Here is a 19604-nt window from a genome sequence, read left to right as displayed (position 1 = left end):
TGGATCCGCCTTCAGTCCAGGCCGTAGTTATTGTCGAGGAGTTCGAAGAGCTCGTCCGCGGACGCGTCGCCGAGCAGATCCCGGTCCGGAGCGGGCGCCTCGGACTCGGTCCACCGGCGTACGAGCTGCTGCAGGCGGACTCCGATCTCCTGCCCACCCGGAATATCGGGGCCGAGACCGGCCAACGCCGATTCCAGACGCTCGAGCTCGGTCAACGCGCGAGTTCCTGCCGCACTGCCGGAGCACAGTTCGGCGTAGAGCACCTCGACCAGTGCACTCGGCGTCGGATGATCGAAGACCACGGTCGCAGGCAGCTGAACCCCTGTGGCAGCGCGCAATTGGTTCCGGAACTGCACAGCGAGCATGGAATCGAAGCCGCTGTCGGCGAAGGCCTGCTCGGCCCGGACAGCCGAGCGATCACTGTGACCGAGCACCGTCGCCGCGTGACCGGTGACGATATCGAGCAACATCCGCCGGCGGGCCGGTTCATCGAGCGGTTCCAGCCGTCCGGCAAGCGCGGTGGGCGCGGCCTCGGTGTCGGCTCGACCGCTGAGCGCCTGCGCGATATCGGGCAAGTCCCGAATCAGGCCCAGCGCACGAGGACTGGGCACCGACGCGACAATCCGGTCCATATCGATATCGGCGACAAAGCCCTCGGCTTCGTCCTGATCGAGCATCCGCTGCAGCACCGCGGTGACGGTCCCGACGGGCAGCGCCCGGTCGGTCGCCACAGACCGGGAATCCTGTCCCCCGAGTGCGACCACCAGAGTGTGCGCACCGCGGTCGCGGCGTTGTCGCAGCCGCGCCTGGACGGCCGCGCCGGCAGCGGTGGCCGCGCCGTGCCTGGCCGCACCCCAAGTTCCGCTCAACGCGGTCAGCACGAGGAACGTCGCGTCCCCGGATGTGCTCAGCGCCTCCAGGTTTCGTATCGCCGCCGCAGCCGTGCCCACGGTCCCGCCGAGCTCCCGCGCGGTGAGGGTGGCGACAGTCGCACCGGGCTCGGGCAGAGCCGAGTGCACGACGATACGGATCGGCGGCATGTTCGCCAGCTCGGTCGCCAGGTCGGGATCGTCAGCGGCACAGCCGATTACAGTCAGTTCCGCGCCGAGCTCAGCCAACTGCGCGGGCAGCGTCTCCGCCTCGCGAAGTACGTCTTCAACAGCCGCGCCGTTGCCGAGCGCCTCCGGGTCGGGCTTGTCGTTCCGGCTGCCTCCGGCGATCACAATGTGCGTAGCGCCTTGCGTGGCGAGCCATCGCGCCAACTCGGCCGTCAGCTCGCTGATCCCCGCCGTGATCAGCGCTGTGCCGCCCGTAGGCGACCAGTCTCGACGCGCCGGACCGTCATGAATATCGGTGCGCCGCAAGCGTCTTCCGTAGGTACCGGCACTCCGAATCGCGATCTGGTCCTCGCCGTGGCCGCCGGTCAGTACTGCGGCGACCCGGTCGGCGAGCGTGTCCCTGCGCGCGGCGACCGCGTCCGGGTCCACGGCGGGTAGGTCGAGCAGACCGCCGAAGCGTGTTTCCTGTTCCAGCAGCAGAACCTGGCCCAGTCCCCACAGGCAGGACTGGTCCGCGTGCTCGAGTTGTTCGTCGTCGACGGCGACGGCACCGGTTGTCACGCACCACAGCGGTGCGGTGATCTCTCGTGCGTCGAGTGCGCGCAGCATTTCCACGGTCGCGATCAGTCCGGCGGGTGTCGCGCCACGGTCCGGTGCCGGGTCATCGTCGAGGCCGAGCAGTGAGACGATGCCGGCCGGTTGTCCCGGCAGGGTGGGATCGGCCAGCGCATCGTCGATGGATGCGCCGGTGGCCACGATGACGGTCACGGGTCGCGCGCCGCCCTGTCGCAGTGCCCGCGCGCAGACTTCGACGGCTGGGTGTGCCCGCCGATCAGCCGGCACGAACAGCAGCCAGTCGCCGGACAATCGCGCGGAGGACAATCCGGTGACGGGCTGCCAGCCGATCCGGTAGGTCAGCGCCGCGTCGGCGACGGTCGCGGGCCCGCCACTCGATGTGGGAGCGTGTCTCCCCGGTGACGGCAGCCAGAACCGCTCGCGTTGAAACGCATACGTGGGCAGGGGTACCGCCGGGACGCCACGCGCATTGCGGGCAGCGTGCTCGCCGTTCGGTGCGGCCACCCGGTCCCATGACACGGTCGCACCGGCGCACCAGGCTTCACCCAGTGAGGTGAGCAGGCGCTGTCGGCCCCCGTCATCGCGGCGCAGCGAGCCGATGGCGGCGATGGTGCGGCCGGTCTCCTCGGCGGTGCCGTCGATTGCGGCGGTCAGGACGGGATGCGGGCTCATTTCGAGGAATCTGGTGATGCCGGCGTCGAGCAGACTTCCTGTCCCAGAGTCGAATTCGACGGTCTCGCGCAGATTGCGAAACCAATAGGCGGCGTCCAGGGACGCGCCGTCGATGCGTTCGCCGGTGACCGTCGAGTAGAGCGGGATCTCGCCGTCCCGCGGCCGGATATCGGCGAGCAGGTGCAGCATGTCGTCGCGGAGTCGCTCCACGTGAGTGGAATGCGCGGCATAGTCGACAGGGATGATGCGGGCACGGACACCTCGGCCTTCGCAGTCGGCCACCAAGTCGGCCAATGCCTCGGGCATTCCCGCGACGACCACCGCGCCTGGACCGTTGACAGCTGCGACGCAGATACTCTCGCCGTACGGGGCGATCAGCTCTTCGGCCCGCCGATGTCCGACGGCCATGGAGACCATGCCGCCCGCACCCGACAGGCTGCGCAACATCCGGCTGCGCAGTGCCACCACCTTGGCCGCGTCGGCGAGTGACAGCGCACCGGCGACGCAGGCGGCCGCGATCTCACCTTGGCTGTGCCCGATGACCGCGTCGGGATGCACACCGGCGGAGCGCCATTGGGCAGCCAGCGCCACCATCACGGCGAAGAGCGCGGGCTGCACGACGTCGACTCGTTCGAGCGAGGCCGCACCGGGTCGGGCTCGCAACACGTCGGTCAGTGACCAGTCCACCCAAGGCGTCAGCGCCGCTTCACACTCGGCGATCGCCGCGGCGAATTCGGGTGCGGTGTCGAGCAATTCGGCGGCCATCCCCGGCCACTGCGCACCCTGTCCGGGGAACACGAACGCCGTCCGGCCTGTCGTGGCCTCGCCCCGGACGATCCCGGGCGCGGCCGGATCCTCGGCCAGATCAGTGAGCGACCGCAGTAGCGCCTCCCGATCCGCGCCCACGACGACAGCACGCACGGGGAAGGCCGACCGCGTCGCCAATGCTCCTGCCACCTGCGCGATTTCGAGGTCCGCATGGACGATCAGGTGATCGCGCAGCCGGACTGCCTGCCCGCGCAACGCCGCCTCGCTCCGCGCGGACAGCACCCAGGACACCGGCTCGCCGACCGTTTCGAACGCGGCGGCAGCCCGTTCGTCGAGCATTGCGGCAGACGGCCCATCGGGCACTGATTCTTCGAGCAGGACATGGGCGTTGGTGCCGCTCATGCCGAAGGCCGACACTCCGGCGCGGCGCGGGTGGCCGTCGGTCTCCCAGGGCCTGGCCTCGGTGAGCAGTTCGATCTCGCCCGTGGACCAGTCGACGCGGGAGGTGGGTTCATCGAGGTGCAGGGTCCGGGGCAGTAGTCCGTGCCGTAGTGCTTGGACCGTTTTGATGATGCCCGCGACTCCGGCGGCGGCCTGAGTGTGGCCGATATTGGATTTCAGCGAACCGAGTCGCAGTGGTCCCCGGCCGCGGCGGTCGGCGCCATAAGTGGCGAGGAGCGCTTGTGCCTCGACCACGTCGCCGAGCACCGTGCCCGTGCCGTGTGCTTCCACGAGGTCGATATCCGCGGCGTCGAGTCCGGCATTGGCGAGTGCCTGGCGGATCACCCGTTGCTGGGCAAGGCCATTGGGCGCCGTGAGGCCGTTGGAGGTGCCGTCCTGGTTGACGGCACTGCCGCGGATGACGGCGAGTACGGGGTGGCCGTGTCGCTGTGCGTCGGACAGTCGCTCGACGAGCAGCATGCCGACGCCCTCGCCCCAGCCGGTGCCGTCGGCGGTTTCGGCGAAGGAGCGGCAGCGGCCGTCCGCGGAAAGTCCGCGCTGCCTGCTGAATTCGACGAAGACGTCCGGTACCGCCATGACGGCCGCGCCGCCGACGAGGGCGAAGGAGCATTCGCCGGAACGCAGCGCCTGACCGGCAAGATGCAGGGCGACCAGTCCGGAGGAGCAGGCGGTGTCCAGGGTGACGGCCGGTCCTTCGAGTCCGAATTGGTAGGCGATGCGGCCGGAGGCCACGCTCGTCACGGTGCCTGCGAGCAGGTGTCCCTCGACGTCGGCGGAGGCCGGTCCGGAGCCGTAGCCTTGCCCGGCGACGCCGACGAAGACGCCGCCGCTGTTGTCCTCGAGCCGCAGCGGGTCCATCCCGGCGCGCTCGAGTGCCTCCCACGCGGTCTCCAGCAGCAGTCGCTGCTGAGGGTCCATTGCCAGCGCCTCGCGCGGTGAGATGCCGAAGAATGCGGCATCGAAATCGGCTGCGCCGGTCAGGAATCCGCCGCCGGTGGCATAGCACGTCCCGAGGTTGTCCGGGTCCGGATGGTAGAGGGAGCCGAGGTTCCAGCCGCGGTCGGCGGGCATCGGCGAGAGGGCGTCGACCTCGCCGGTAACAAGGTCCCACAACTCTTCCGGGGTTCGCACGCCGCCGGGGAAGCGGCAGGCCATGGCGACCACGGCGAGCGGTTCGGCGGGATCGGCGGTAGTTCCGGCGACCGGTGCCGGCGTGGCCGTGACACCTCCGGCCAGCAGCTCGTGCAGATGCGCACTCAGTGCGGCGATGCTCGGATGGTCGAAAAGCAGCGCGGCGGGCAAAGTCAGACCGGTGACCGCAGCGAGCCGGTTGCGTACTTCGACGGTGGTCAGGGAGTCGAAACCGAGTTCACGCAGCGGTCGTTCGGCATCGAATGCGTGCCCGGCTTCGTGCCCGAGCGCCTTGGCGACTTCGGTGCTCACCAATTCCCGTAGTAGGTGGTGCTGTTCGGGCTCGGCCACGCCGATGAGCCGCTGCCGCCACCCGTGAGCGGAATCGTGCGGGGCGTGTTCTCCGGTCTCTGTCGGGGTGGTCTCGGGGATTCCGCGCAGTAGTGGGCTGGGCCGGCCCGAGGTGAAGGTGGGGGTGAACCGCTCCCAATCCACGTCGGCCACGACCACGTACGTATCGCCCGCGTCGACGGCCTGTCGCAGCGCCGCGACGGCCACGGCCGGTTCCAGTCCGATCAGGCCGTGTCGCAATAGGATTGTGCCCGCGTCGCCCTGCGCCATTCCGGTGCCGGCCCACGGTCCCCAGGCCACCGAGGTGGCGGGCAGTCCGCGGGCGTGCCGGCGCGCGGCCAGTGCATCCAGGTGCGCGTTGGCGGCCGCATAGCCGCTCTGCCCACCGCTGCCCCACGTTCCGGCGATCGAGGAGAAGAGGACGAACGCCTCCAGCGTCTCCGCGTCGAGTAGTTCGTCGAGGTGCGTCGCGCCTGCCGCCTTGGCGGCCAGTTCGTCGGCCAGCTCGTCGGCGGTGCGGTCCTGGATCGGCACGACGGACACCGAGCCAGCCGCATGGAAGACGGCGCGCGGCGAATCACCCGCTGCGCGTAGCCGTTCCAGCAATCCCGCGACAGCGGTGCGATCGGCGATATCGCACGCTTCCAGGGTGACGCGGCTCCCCATATGTTCCAGCTCGGCCACGAGCTCCGCCGCATCCGGTGCGGCAGCGCCGCGACGGCTCACCAGGACGAGATGCCCGGCGCCGTCGGCCGCCAGGTTGCGCGCGACCGCTGCGCCGATCCCACCCGTGCCACCCGTGATCAGGATGGTGCCGGCCGGTTTCCAGCGTGGCCGATCTGCCGCCGCGCTCGGGACAGCCCGGACGAGACGCCGCCCGAACAGCCCGGACGGACGGATCGCGACCTGGTCCTCCTCCCCCAGCCCGCCGCTGACCACCGCGGCGAGCAGTCGCCGGGCGGTGTCGTCCAGGACCTCCGGCAGGTCGACCAGCCCGCCCCACGCTCGCGGATGCTCCAGTGCGGCTACGCGCCCGAAGCCCCAGATCTGTGCCTGTTCCGGTATCGGCGGCACGTCCTGCGCCACACCCGATGTGACGCACCACAGCTCGAGATCGGCGTCGATATCGCCCGCGGCCTGGACCAGCCGGAGGGTGTGCCCGAGCGGATCCGCTCCCAGCGCGAGCAGTGACACCACTCCCGCCGGCGCCGCCTCTCGCAGCTGCTGCGAGAGTTCGGCACGGGTCCGTGCAGCGTCCACCTCGAGGATGCTCACCTCAGCGCCATGCGCGGCGAGCGCCTCTGTCACCGCAAGCACGACTTCCGGTGCAACCCGGCCGGGTTCTTCCACCGCCGGCATTCGTTCCGCCGATGCAGTTGCGGCCGTGTCCTTCTCGGGCGCCGGGACCACCAGCAACCACCCACCGCTCAGGCGGGGGTGAGCCGGCGTGGGCAGTGACTGCCACGAGACGCGGTAGCGCAGAGTCGTGGCGAGGGATTCCCGTTCGGTCCGTGCGCGCCATGCGGACAGCGCGGGCAGCGCATCGGCGAGCGGGGTATCGACCGCGATGTTCAGCAGGGCGGCCAGCGCCGGTGCGTCGTTGTCGCGCAACAGATTCCAGTCGGCGCCGGCGGTCGGGGCCGGGGCGGCGTTCTCAGGCCAGAACCGCTGATGCTCGAACGGATACGTGGGAAGGTCGATCTGCCTGCCCACCGCGGGCCAGGTGACCGGAATGCCGCGCACGTACAGCCCGGCGAGGGCTGCGGTGACCGATCGGGACTCGTTGCGCCCCTTGGGAAGCAGGGGCAAGGCCGTTCCGGCGGGGTTCGGGGGCAGGCAGTCGGCCAGCAGCGCCGCGAGTATGCCACCGGGACCGACCTCGAGGAAGACGGTCGCCCCCTCGGCAGCCAGCGCGTCGATGCCGTCGCGGAAGCGCACCGTGCCTCGAATGTGCCGGACCCAGTAGTCGGCGGAGCACAACTCGTCCGCCGCCGCGGGTGCACCGGTCAGATTGGAGATCACCGTCAGTTGCGGTGGCGCATAGGTGATCGATTCCGCGATGCTCCGGAACTCCTCGAGCATGGGTTCCATTCGGGCGGAATGGAATGCGTGGCTGACGGTGAGCCGCCGGGTGCGTCGCCCGAGCGCGCGCAGTTGTCCGGCGATGACCTCCACGGCCTCGCTGTCACCGCTCAGCACAATGGATGTCGGCCCGTTGACGGCCGCGATCGCGACGGCGTCTCCGGTGAGGAGTTCGCGGACCTCGTCCTCGGTGGCTTCGACCGCCACCATCGCGCCGCCCTCGGGCAGTTCGTCCATGAGCCGTCCGCGCGCGGCGACCAGCGCGCATGCGTCGGGCAGGGTCAGCACGCCCGCGATATGAGCGGCGGCGAGCTCGCCGACCGAGTGCCCGATGAGCAGATCCGGCCGGACTCCCCGCCGTTCCAGCAAGCGCGACAGGGCCACCGAGACGGCGAAGAGCGCGGGCTGGGTGTACCGGGTCCGATCCAGCCGGCGGGCCGCATCGGTGTCCTCGGCCGCGAACAGGATCTCCCGCAAGGAACGATCGAGGTGCGGCGTGAAGTGCGTAAGCACCTCGTCGAGCGCCTCGGCGAACACGGGCTCGACGCGGTACAGCTCGGCGCCCGCGGCGGCGAATTGACTGCCCTGCCCGGGGACCAGGAACGCCAGGCGTTCATTTCCTTGCGCGCTACCGGTGATCACCTCGTCGGCAGGGATGCCGGCGCCGAAGGCGGTGAGCGCCTGCCGCGCGTCCCTGTCGTCGTGTGGCAGGATCGCCGCTCGGTGGCGCAGGCCCGCACGAGTGGTGGCGAGGGTGTGCGCGATATCCGCCACGGCGATGTCCGGAACGGCGGCGATATGCTCGCCGATCCGGGATGCCAAGAGACGCAAGGCTTCCTGGGTAGCCGCGGACAGCACCAGGGGCAACGCGAAGGACTCGGCCGAGACCCCTCCCCCGATCCCGGTCGTCTCGTGATCCAGGGCCACCGGCGTTTCCCGGTCCTCGGCCTGCGACGGTTCTTGGAGGATCACATGCGCGTTCGTGCCGCTGATGCCGAACGCGGACACACCGGCCCGCAGCGGGCCTGCCGCTCGTGACCACGAGGTCGGCTCGGTGAGCAGCCGCAGACCCGAAGTGTCCCAGTCGATGTGCGAGGTGGGGACCTGCGCGTGCAGGGTCGGTGGGAGTTCGGCGTGCTGCAGGGCCAGGACCATCTTGATCACGCCGGCCACCCCGGCCGCGGCCTGTGTGTGCCCGATATTGGATTTGACCGATCCGAGCCACAGCGGCCCGGTTTCGCGGTTGCCGTAAACGGATTGCAGCGCTTGCGCTTCGATCGGATCGCCGAGGTTGGTGCCGGTGCCGTGCGCTTCCACGGCGCCCACATCGGTGGCGGAGATGCCGGCGTCGGCGAGGGCGGCGCGGATAACGCGTTGCTGCGCGAGGCCGTTGGGGGCGGTAAGACCGTTGCTGGCGCCGTCCTGGTTGATGGCGGTGCCGGTGACGAGGGCCAGCACACGGTGGCCGTGGCGGCGGGCGTCGGAAAGTCGTTCGAGCATCAGGACTCCGGCGCCCTCCGACCAGGCGGTGCCGTCGGCGTCGGCCGAGAAGGCTTTGCAGCGGCCGTCGCGAGCAAGGGCGCCCTGCCTGCTGAATTCGAGGAACAGGGTCGGCGAGCTCATGATGGTGACGCCGCCGGTCAGGGCTCGTTCGCATTCGCCGCGGCGCAGGGACTGTACGGCGAGGTGCAGGGCAACCAGGGAGGCGGAGCAGGCGGTGTCGACGGTGAGCGCGGGCCCTTCCAGGCCGAAAGTGTAGGACAGGCGACCCGAGAGCACGCTGGCGGTATTGCCGGTCAGGAAGTGGCCTTCGGTGTCGTCGGCCGATCCGGCGATGCGCGCCGAGTAGTCGCCGCCGTTGGTGCCGATGAAGACGCCGACCGCGTCGCCGCGCAGCGAGCCCGGCTCGATGCCTGCGTGTTCGATTGCTTCCCAGCAGGTTTCGAGCAGGATGCGCTGTTGCGGGTCCATGGCCAGGGCCTCGCGCGGGGAGATGCCGAAGAAGGCCGCGTCGAAACCCGCCGCGTCGGAGAGGAAGCCGCCGACTCGGCTGTAGGTGGTGCCCGGCCGCCGGCGCTGTGGATCGTAGAGTCGCGCGAGGTCCCAGCCGCGGTCCTCGGGCCAGTCGGCCATGATGTCGCGGCCTTCGGCGAGCAACTGCCAGAACGCGTCGGGTCCGTGTGCGCCGCCGGGGAATCGACAGCCGATGCCGACGATGGCGATCGGCTCATCCGTCGCAGCGGTTACGGCGGTGACCGATGGCGTCTCGGTGTCCGGCTCGCCGAGTTCGGCGGCCAGATGGGCGGCGAGCGCTTGTGGTGTGGCGTGATCGAACAGGACCGTGGTGGGCAGGCGCAGTCCGGTGGCGCGGGCGAGCCGGTTGCGCATGTCGACCGCGCTGAGCGAGTCGAAACCGAGTTCTGCGAAGGCTTTTCGAGTATCGAGGGCGTCCGGGCCGTCGTGTCCCAGCACCTGCGAGGCGAGTTCACCGATAAGCCCGGCGAGCCGGCGGGTCCGCTCGGCGATCGGCAGTGCGGCCAGTCCGGTACGCGGCGAGTCGCTGGGCTCGGCGGGTGTCGTCGCGACGCCGGGCAGCTGCCCGAACAGTGCGCGGCCACGGGTGCGGCCGGCGGTGGCGAAGCGGGACCAATCCACGTCGGCGACAATCGTTTCGGCGCCCTCATCGGCCAGGATTCGGCCCAGCGCGCGCAGTGCGGCGGCCGGGTCCATGGCGCGGACACCGAGGCTGTCGAGGCGGTCGGCATTGCGCTGGTCGACCATGCCGTCACCGGCCCACATGCCCCATGCGACGCAGGTGGTCGGCAGGCCCGCTGCCCGGCGACCGGCGGCGAACGCGTCCAGGGCGGCGTTGGCGGCGGCGTAGTTCGCCTGGCCGAGACCGCCGATCGTGCCCATGAGCGAGGAGAACAGGACGAATGCCGACAGGTCGTGTCCGGCGGTGAGTTCATGCAGATGTGTTGCGGCGGTGAGCTTGATCCGGAGCTGGCTGTCGAGGCGGGCCGCGGTCATGGTGTCGGCCATGCCGTCGTCGAGGATTCCGGCCGTGTGGAACACGGCGGTGAGTGGCAGGCCGGCGGGGATTGCGGCCAGTGCGGCGGCGAGCTGCTCGCGGTCGGTGACATCGCACGCGGTGAGGGTGACGGATGCACCCGCGGCGACGAGTTCCGCTCGAAGCTCTTCCGCGCCAGGGGCTGCTGGGCCGCGTCGGCTCAGCAGTAGCAGATGCGGAACCCCGCTCGCGGCGAGCTGCCGGGCGACATGGGCGCCGAGGCCACCCGTTCCACCGGTGACGAGCACGGTGCCCGTCCCCGGCCACTGTTCCCTCGTGTCCGGGCCTTCCATGACCGGTTGCAGTCGGCGGCCGTACAAGCCGGTCGCGCGGACCGCGACATGGTCTTCGTCGCGCACGCCGGCAAGGGCGGTACGCAGCCGGCCCGCGAGCCGGGCGTCGAACTCCGGTGGCAGATCGATGAGGCCGCCCCAGCGGTCCGGATGTTCCAGTGCGAGAACGCGACCCAGCCCCGCGACGGCGCCGTGCGCGGGTGTGCAAGGCTGTTCGCCGGAGCCGATCGCGGCGAGGCCGCGAGTGACGCACCACAGCGGGGCGGCGATACCGGCGTCGCCCAGGCCTTGTGCCAGGGCCAGTGTCAGCGCCACGCCGCCGGGTAGCTCCGGGTGATCCGGATGGGGACGCGACTCGTCGGCCAGCAGTGAGAGCACGGCGGTGACAGGCCGGTCCCCGATCGCCGCACTGACGAGTACGGCCAGCCTCGCCCGGTCCTGATCGAGACCCGACACGGCGACCCGGATCGGTTCCAGCCCCGCGGCGATCAGCGCGCTGGCGACCTCGCCGCCATCGGTTTCCGGTTCGACCAGCAGCACGGGTCCGGCAGGCGGTGCCGGCGGCAGTGAAAGCGGTTGCCAGACAATGCGATAACGCCACGAAGTGCCGCGATGGGTCCGCCAGGCGGACAAGGCCGGAATGACCCGTGCGAGCGCCTCGGCATCGACGTCCAGCGCGTGCGCCAGTTCCGGCACCGACCGGCTCTCCAGCTCGCGCCAGAGATCATCGGATTCCACTGACGCGGTGCGCGCTTCCGGATCGGCCCAGTACCGCCGATGCTGGAACGGATAGGTAGGCAGGGCGACCGGGCGCGCGGCAGCACCGTCGAGCGCCACGGTCCAGTCGACCGGCAGCCCGCGCACCCACGCCTCGCCCAGCGCGCACAGCAGGCGATGCCTGCCGCCCTCGCCACGTTCGAGGCTGTGCAGTGCGGCCACGGAGGCTTCGGCGGCCGTGGCGCTGTCCTCGATGCTCGCGGCGAGTACCGGGTGCGAGCTGATCTCCACGAATACGGTGTGGCCGAGCTCGATCAGGGCCCGGACCGCCGGCGCGAAGGCGACCGGCTGCCGCAGATTGCGGTACCAGTAGCCGGCGTCGAGCTCGGCGGTGTCCACCCAATCGCTGTCCACCGTGGAGTAGAAGGGGATATCGCCGGTGCCCGGACGGATGCCGTCCAGCGCGGCGTGCAACTCGGCGCTGATCTCCTCGACCTGCGCCGAGTGCGAGGCGTAGTCGACGTCGATGCGTCGCGCCCGGATTCCCTCGGCCGCACAGCGGTCCAGGAGTTCGATCAGCGCGCCGGGGTCACCCGACACCACGGTCGCGGCGGGGCCGTTGATCGCGGCGATCGAGATCCGGCCGGACCAGGGGGCGAGGAGATTCGCGGTGTCCTCGGCAGCACGGGCGATCGACACCATGCCGCCACGGCCCGCGAGCGCGGCAATGGCCCGGCTCCGCAACGCGACTACCTTCGCGCCGTCCGCCAGCGACAATCCGCCCGCCACCACCGCGGCGGCGATCTCACCCTGCGAATGCCCCACCACCGCAGCAGGTTCCACACCGAAAGACCGCCACACCGCGGCAAGCGACACCATCACCGAGAACAGCACCGGCTGAACGACATCCACCCGATCCAACGGATCCGACGAACGCAGCAGATCGATCAGAGACCACTCCACGAACGGCGCCAACGCCGCTGCGCACTCGGCCATCCGCTCGGCGAACACCGGAGACTCGCCCAACAGCTCCCGGGCCATCCCCGCCCATTGCGAGCCCTGACCGGGAAAAACGAAGACCACCGGTCCGGCGTCGGCTGCCGATCCCACCGCGATGCCCGGACCGATCTGCCCGGCAGCGAAGGCGGGGAAGCGTTCCGAGAGCTCCGCCCGGTCTCCGACGACGACCGCGCGGTGTTCGAAGGCGGCACGGGTGGTGGCCAAGGCGTGGGCCAGATCGTGCGGCATCACCGTGTCATCGCAGGCCAGCGGAAGCACCAGCCGCGCCTGGTCACGCAGTGCCTGTGGCGTGCGTGCCGACAGTACGAGCGGCGCCGGCCCCGCAGGCGGGCCGGGCCGGTCGGCGGGTTCGGCTTCGGTGGCCGGTTCCTCCAGCAGCACATGCGCGTTCGTTCCGCTGATGCCGAACGACGACACACCTACCCGCCGCGGACGCTCTGCCCGCGGCCAATCGACTGCCTCGGTCAACAAGGAGACAGCCCCGGATGCCCAGTCCACGAACGGCGAGGGCTGATCCACATGCAAAGTCCGCGGCAACATCTCGTGCCGCATGGCCTGCACCATCTTGATCACACCGGCCGCGCCCGCGGCCGCCTGCGTATGGCCGATATTCGACTTCAACGATCCCAATCGCAGCGGCTGCTCGGCGGACCGCGTGCGGCCGTATGTCGCCAGCAAGGCCTGCGCTTCGATGGGATCGCCCAGTCTGGTGCCGGTGCCGTGCGCCTCGACGGCGTCGACATCGGCGGTGGTCAATCCGGCGTCGGCCAGTGCGGCCCGGATGACCCGTTGCTGGGCAGGTCCGTTCGGCGCGGTGAGCCCGTTGCTGGTCCCGTCCTGGTTGACGGCCGAACCGCGGACGACCGCCAGCACCCGGTGACCGTTGGCCATCGCGTCCGACAAACGCTCGACCAGCAGCAGTGCCGCGCCCTCGCCCCAGCTGGTTCCATCCGCAGCGGCCGCGAACGCCTTGCAGCGTGCGTCCGGTGCCAGGGCGCGCTGGCGGCTGAAGCCGATGAATTCGGCGGGGCTGGACATGACCGTGACTCCGCCCGCCAGCGCGAGATCGCATTCGCCGCGACGCAGTGCTTGCGCCGCGAGGTGCAAGGCCACCAGCGACGACGAGCACGCTGTATCCAGCGTCAGCGCCGGGCCTTCCAGCCCGAGCACGAACGACAGCCGCCCCGAGACGACGCTCCCCGAACTGCCCACCAGTCGCTGCCCGTCGATCGAGGACAAGCCGCCGGGCAGTGTGAGTCCCTGGTCGTAGAACATGGCGCCGGCATAAACGCCGGTCCGCGAACCGCGCAGCGAGTGCGGATCGATTCCCGCGTATTCCACTGCTTCCCAGGCTGTTTCGAGCAGGAGTCGCTGTTGTGGGTCCATCGCCAGCGCTTCACGCGGCGAAATGCCGAAGAACTCGGCATCGAATTCCGCCGCGTCGTGCAGAAATCCACCCTCCCGCACGTACGACCGGCCCGCCCGGTCCGGATCGGAATCGAACAGACTCTCCAGATCCCAGCCCCGATCAACCGGAAAGCCCGATATCCCGTCCCCGCCGGAAGCCACCAGATCCCACAGACCTTCGGGTGAGCTCACCCCGCCCGGCAGCCGGCACGCCATTCCCACGATCGCGATCGGCTCCCGTGCGGCGGCTTCCAGTTCACGGTTCTGCTTGCGCAGCCGCACGGTCTCTTTCACCGCGTCCCGGAGAGCGCCGATCAGTTCGGCGGACCCGGTCTCGGAATCCTTCACGATTCAGCCCCTTCACGCGCCAGAGAAATCAGATCCGCCAGTGCCAGTCCGTCGATCGCGTCCTCGTCCACCTCGGAGGTGCCGGGCCGCGAATCGAGCACGGCGAGCAGCCCTTCCAGCAGCCCGGCCGCGCGGAGTCTGCTGATCGGCACCGCGGCGAACTCCCGGCGGAAGCGGGCCTCGTCGAATCCGTCGTCTTCGTCTTCCGGAGCCGCGGCGAACAGGTCCTCGCGCAACTTGCGGGCGAGTTCGCCCGGTGTGGGGTGGTCGAACAGGACGGTCGGTGGCAGCCGTAGTCCGGTCACCCGGGTGAGTCGGTTGCGTAGTTCGAGCGCGGTGAGCGAGTCCGTGCCCAGCTCGGTGAAGGTCCGCCCGTCCGGTACCCGGCCGACGCCGGAATAGTCCAGTACTGCAACCACTTCCGCGCGAATCACATCCAGCAGTGCCTGTTCCTGTCTCGCCGGAGTCAATGTGGTCAGGCGCCGCAGGAAATCGGGGTCACCGGATGTCTCACCGCGCCGCTGTGCACGACGAGTGCGAATCAGCCCGCGCAGCAACGGCGGTGTCTCGCCGGCGATCGAGCCGCGATCCAGCAGCATCGGTGCGAGGTACGCGACATCTTGTCGCAGCGCGATATCGAACAACCGCAACCCGTCGGCGTCGGTCAAGCCGCCGATCCCGGCCCGCGCGGTGCGAGCACGCTCGGCCTTGCCCAGCTCCGCCGCCATGCCACGTTCCGCCCAGGCACCCCAGCCGAGCGCGATACCGGCCAATCCCATTTCGCGCCGCTGCCTGGCGAGCGCGTCCAGAAATGCGTTGGCCGCCGCATAGTTCCCTTGCCCGGCTGTACCGAAAACGCCTGCGACTGAAGAGAACAACACAAACGCCGCAAGGTCGGCGTATCGCGTCAGCTCGTGCAGATTCCACGCGGCATCCACCTTCGGCCGCAGCACGCCGGCTATCCGCTCGGCGGTCAGCGCGCCGATAACGCCATCATCAATGACTCCGGCCGCATGGATCACAGCCGTCAGCGGGTGCTCGGCTGGAATGCTGTTCAGCGTCTGAGCGAGCGCCTCGCGATCCGCGACGTCGCAGGCCGCCACAACAACTTCGGCCCCCAGCCCAGCCAGCTCGGCACACATCTCCGCCATACCACCGGCCTGTTCTCCGCGCCGGCTGACGAGCAGCAGCCGTCTCACACCGTGTTCGAGCACGAGGTGACGAGTGATAAGTCGCCCCAACGCACCGGTCGCACCGGTGACCAGCACTGTGCCCGCCGCGGACCACTCCCCCCGCGGCAGCGCCGAATTGGTCACTTCCGCCGATGACGGAACCGAATCGGGCCGTGACGCGGGTGCCTCCCCTCCCGGAACAGCCGAATCAAGTTTCGGTGTAGGCGATTTCGACTCCGGCGGGATCGCCGTCCCGGCTGCTGCGAGGCGCGGCGCCAACAATTCGCCGGCCCGCAGCACGCTGTGGGGTTCATCGGCTTCCAGTACTGCGGCCAGCGCCCGGTGCGATGCCGGATCGGAGTCGAGGTCGACCGAGAGGAAACGGTGCGGATTCTCGGTGTGGGCGGACAGCATCAGTCCTCGCGCGCTCGCCGCCGCGAGGTCGGTGATGTTCTCGGCCGGGCGGGCCGCGACCGCCCCGCGCGTCATGAAGACCAGGCGTGCGGCTCCGAACCGGTTGTCGGACAGCCATGTCCGGGCCAGTCCCGCCGCGCGGTGGCACGCGGTGTGGACAGCAGCCGCCACGTCGACGGAGTCGTCCGCTCCACCGTGGAACGGGATCAGCACGACGTCCGGGGTAGCCGTACCCCCGTCGATGGCGGTGGCGAGAGCCTCGAGATCGGTGAAGACGTCGACAGCGTGCCCGGCGGCGATCAACTGCTCGGTCGATCCGAGGCCGTCACCGACCACGGTCCATGCTACGGGCGGCGCGACCGGCACTGCCGCAATGGGAATCCACCGCAGGTCGAACAACGAGTCGGAGACCGGGCCGAGCTGATCGGCCGTCACCGGTCGCACGGTCAGCGAGGCCACCGAGGCGACCAGCCGCCCGGCGGGGTCGGTCACGGTGAGGGCGACGGCCGCCGGACCGACCGGCGTGATGTGCACGCGCAGCGCCGACGGCCCGGTGGACCAGCGGCGTACGCCGGTCCAGGCGAACGGCACCTGAGCCTGTTCGGTGCGCGGCAGCGCGCCCAGTCCGAGGGCGTGCAATGTCGCGTCGAGCAGTATCGGGTGCAGACCGAACGAGTCCGCCTGCTTCGATTCCTCCTCGGCGAGAACGACTTCGGCGAAGACCTCCGCACCCTTGCGCCACGCCGCGCGCAGACCTTGGAATGCGGGACCGTATTCCAGTCCGCTCGCACCGAGGGTGTCGTACCAGCCGGTCAAGTCGACTGCCTCGGCATCCGCAGGAGGCCACCCGACCGGGAAGTCGGCAGTGACCTCCGCACCGCCCGTACTGCTTGCGACCGTGCCGCTGGCGAGCAGAGTCCAGTCCTCGGTCGCCTCGTCCTGTGCGGGCCGGGAGTGCACGGTCACCGACCGTCGCTCCTCGTCATCAGCCTCGGCGATGAAGACCTGGATATCGACCGCGCTCTCCTCCGGCAGTGCGAGTGCGGTGGTCGAGGTCAGGTCTTCGATGGTGTCCGCACCCACCCGTTCGGCTGCGGCCAGCGCCAGTTCGACCAGGCCGGCTCCGGGGAATACGACCCGGTCCCAGACCTTGTGGTCGTTCAGCCACGGGTGCGTGCCCAGCGCGAGCCGCCCGGTCAGCAATACCGAGTCGGTACCGGCCGGGTGGAGCGCGGCAGTGAGCAGTGGGTGATCGGTGGCATCGAGTCCCAGCCCGCGCGCGCCGTCGCCGGTCCCGGAGGTGGCGCTCGGCCAGTAGCGCTTGTGCTCGAAGGCGTAGGTGGGCAGGTCGACTCGGCGCGCTCCGGTATACAGGGCGGTCCAGTCCGGCTCGAAGCCGCGGACCTGCAGCCGGGCCACGGCGGTCCGGAACGAGAGTTCCTCGGGCTGGTTCCTGCGCAGTGCCGCAATGAATTCGGATGTCTGTGCTTCGTCGTCGGTGAGGCATTCCGGTGCCATGGCGGTGAGTACCGCGTCGGGTCCGATTTCGAGATAGGTGGTGACGCCGCGGTCGTGCAGGTGGCGGATGCCGTCCCCGAACCGCACTGCCTCGCGGACGTGGCGGACCCAGTAGGCGGGCGTGCAGATGTCTTGTCCCGCCGCCGTGCCGGTCAGATTGGACACCACCGGGATGGTGGGCGTTCGGTAGGTCAGAGTGCGTGCCACAGCGGCGAATTCGTCGAGCATGGGAGTCATGCGCGGGGAGTGGAAGGCGTGGGCGACCCGCAGTCTGTTCGTCTTGTGCCCGCGGGCGGCGAGCCGGTCCGCGATCGCAGTCACGACGTCGTCGCCGCCGGAGATCACCAGTGCGTGTGGCCCGTTCACAGCCGCGATTCCGGCGTGCGGCTCTTGCCCGGCCAGTAGTTCGGCCACATCGTCCTCGGTGGCGCGGACGGCGATCATCGCGCCGCCGGCGGGCAGGTCCTGCATGAGCCGGCCGCGCGCCGCGACGAGGGTGACCGCATCCTCGAGGGAGAAGACGCCGGCCGCGTGAGCCGCGGCGATCTCGCCGATCGAGTGCCCGGCCACGCGATTGGGCCGGATTCCGATGTGCTGCAGCAGCCGATACAGCGCGACCTCGACGGTGAACAGGGCTGCCTGTGTGAAGACCGTGCGGTCCAGCAACTCCGGTTCATCGGTGTCGAGTACCTCGCGCAGCGGACGGCCGAGGCGGTCGCCGAAGGCGGCGCAGATCTCGTCCACCGCGTGCGCGAAGACCGGGAACCGGGCGGCGAGACCGCGGCCCATCCCGGGTCGCTGCGCGCCCTGCCCGGTGAACAGGAAGGCGAGATCACCACCGGCGGGCGTACCGCGCACGACGCGCGTAGAAGCGACTGCCCCGGTCAGTCCGGCCAGCGCTGTGAGCAGGGATTCGCGGTCGTCACCGAGTACGACGGCACGATGCCGCAAGGGCGCTCGCGTAGTCGCGAGCGAGAAGGCGACATCGGCGGGCCGCCAGCCCGGCCGGTCCACCAGGCGCGCGTGCAGACGCTGCGCTTGATTGCGCAGGGCCGCTTCGGTGTTCGCAGAGATCGGCCACAATACGCCGCCGGTGAGCTCGGTTCCGGTGCGCCGAGTGGAGGTCTCGGCGTCGTCCTCGATGCCGGTGTCCGCGGTCGCCGGTTCCTCCAGCACCACATGCGCATTCGTCCCGCTGATCCCGAACGATGACACACCTACCCGTCGCGGACGCTCACCCCGCGGCCACGCGACCGCCTCCGTCAGCAATGTGACAGCGCCGGAATCCCAGTCGACGAACGGCGAGGGCTCATCGACATGCAAAGTCCGCGGCAATGTTTCGTGCTGCATGGCCTGCACCATCTTGATCACGCCGGCCACGCCTGCCGCTGCCTGCGCGTGGCCGATGTTCGACTTCAGCGAACCCAGCAGCAGCGGCCGATCGGCGGGCCGGTCCTGACCGTAGGTGGCCAGCAGGGCATGCGCTTCGATCGGATCGCCGAGCTTGGTGCCGGTGCCGTGCGCCTCGATGGCGTCCACATCGGCGGCGTTCAATCCCGCGTCGGCCAGTGCGGCCCGGATGACTCGTTGCTGCGCGGGCCCGTTCGGCGCGGTCAGGCCGTTCGATGCACCGTCCTGATTGACCGCCGAACCGCGCAGCACCGCCAGGACCCGATGACCATCGGCCAGCGCATCCGACAACCGCTCGACCAGCAGCACGCCGACGCCCTCGGACCAGCCGGTGCCGTCCGCGGCGGCGGCGAACGCTTTACAGCGGCCATCGGCAGCCAGCGCGCGCTGGCGACTGAAATCGACGAAGACCGCCGGCCGGGCCATGACGGTGGCGCCACCCGCCAGCGCGAGATCGCATTCGCCGCGGCGCAGGGCCTGCGCAGCCAGATGCAATGCCACCAGCGACGACGAGCACGCCGTATCCACCGTCACCGCGGGCCCTTCCAGCCCGAGCACGAACGACACCCGCCCCGACAGCACGCTCGTGGCGGCGGCTATGCGCTGGCCCTCGACGGCGGGTAGCCGTTCCAGCAGGGCCGGCTCGTAATCGTGGTACATGGCGCCGGCGTAGACACCGGTGCGGGTGCCTCGGAGCGAGGATGGATCGATCCCGGCGTATTCCACTGCTTCCCAGGCTGTTTCGAGCAGCTGGCGCTGTTGTGGGTCCATCGCCAATGCCTCGCGCGGCGAGATACCGAAGAACTCGGCATCGAATTCCGCCGCCTGGTGCAGAAACCCGCCCTCCCGCACATACGACCGGCCCGCCCGATCCGGATCCGAATCGAACAAGCCCTCCAGATCCCACCCGCGGTCGGTCGGAAATCCCGATACCCCGTCACCACCCGAGGCGACCAGATCCCACAGCCCCTCCGGCGAACTCACCCCACCGGGCAGTCGGCACGCCATTCCCACGATGGCGATCGGCTCCCGCGCCGCGGCGACTTGCTTGCGTAGTCGCACAGTCTCTTTCACCGCATCGCGCAGTGCGCCCACCAACTCTTCGACGGACCCACCCGGCACGCCACTTCCCATT

At 70.0% G+C, this 19604-nt stretch carries 2 protein-coding genes; both read right to left on the bottom strand.

Translation table 11 applies throughout. The features are described 5' to 3' along the window. Positions 1 to 11: 11 nt before the first annotated feature. On the bottom strand, positions 12 to 13955 hold the full coding sequence (locus ACIP5Y_RS19080) for a type I polyketide synthase (protein WP_400351572.1): 13944 nt from the start codon (positions 13953 to 13955) through the stop codon (positions 12 to 14). Beyond that, the gene (locus tag ACIP5Y_RS19075) at positions 13952 to 19603 is read right to left on the bottom strand and encodes a type I polyketide synthase (RefSeq protein WP_400351571.1); all 5652 of its coding nucleotides are present in this window, start codon (positions 19601 to 19603) and stop codon (positions 13952 to 13954) included. The genes ACIP5Y_RS19080 and ACIP5Y_RS19075 overlap by 4 nt, the downstream gene beginning before the upstream one ends. Between the last annotated feature and the right edge of the window lies 1 nt (position 19604).

Origin of the sequence: Nocardia sp. NPDC088792, from assembly GCF_044750615.1 — a bacterium.
Lineage (GTDB): Bacteria > Actinomycetota > Actinomycetes > Mycobacteriales > Mycobacteriaceae > Nocardia.
Note: the sequence above shows the minus strand (reverse complement) of the source record. Positions and strands in the feature narration are given on the sequence as shown.

Bases quoted from the DNA above. Each gene is read 5' to 3' on its own strand.
- ACIP5Y_RS19075 (WP_400351571.1), bottom strand. From the start codon at position 19,603: ATGGGAAGTGGCGTGCCGGGTGGGTCCGTCGAAGAGTTGGTGGGCGCA.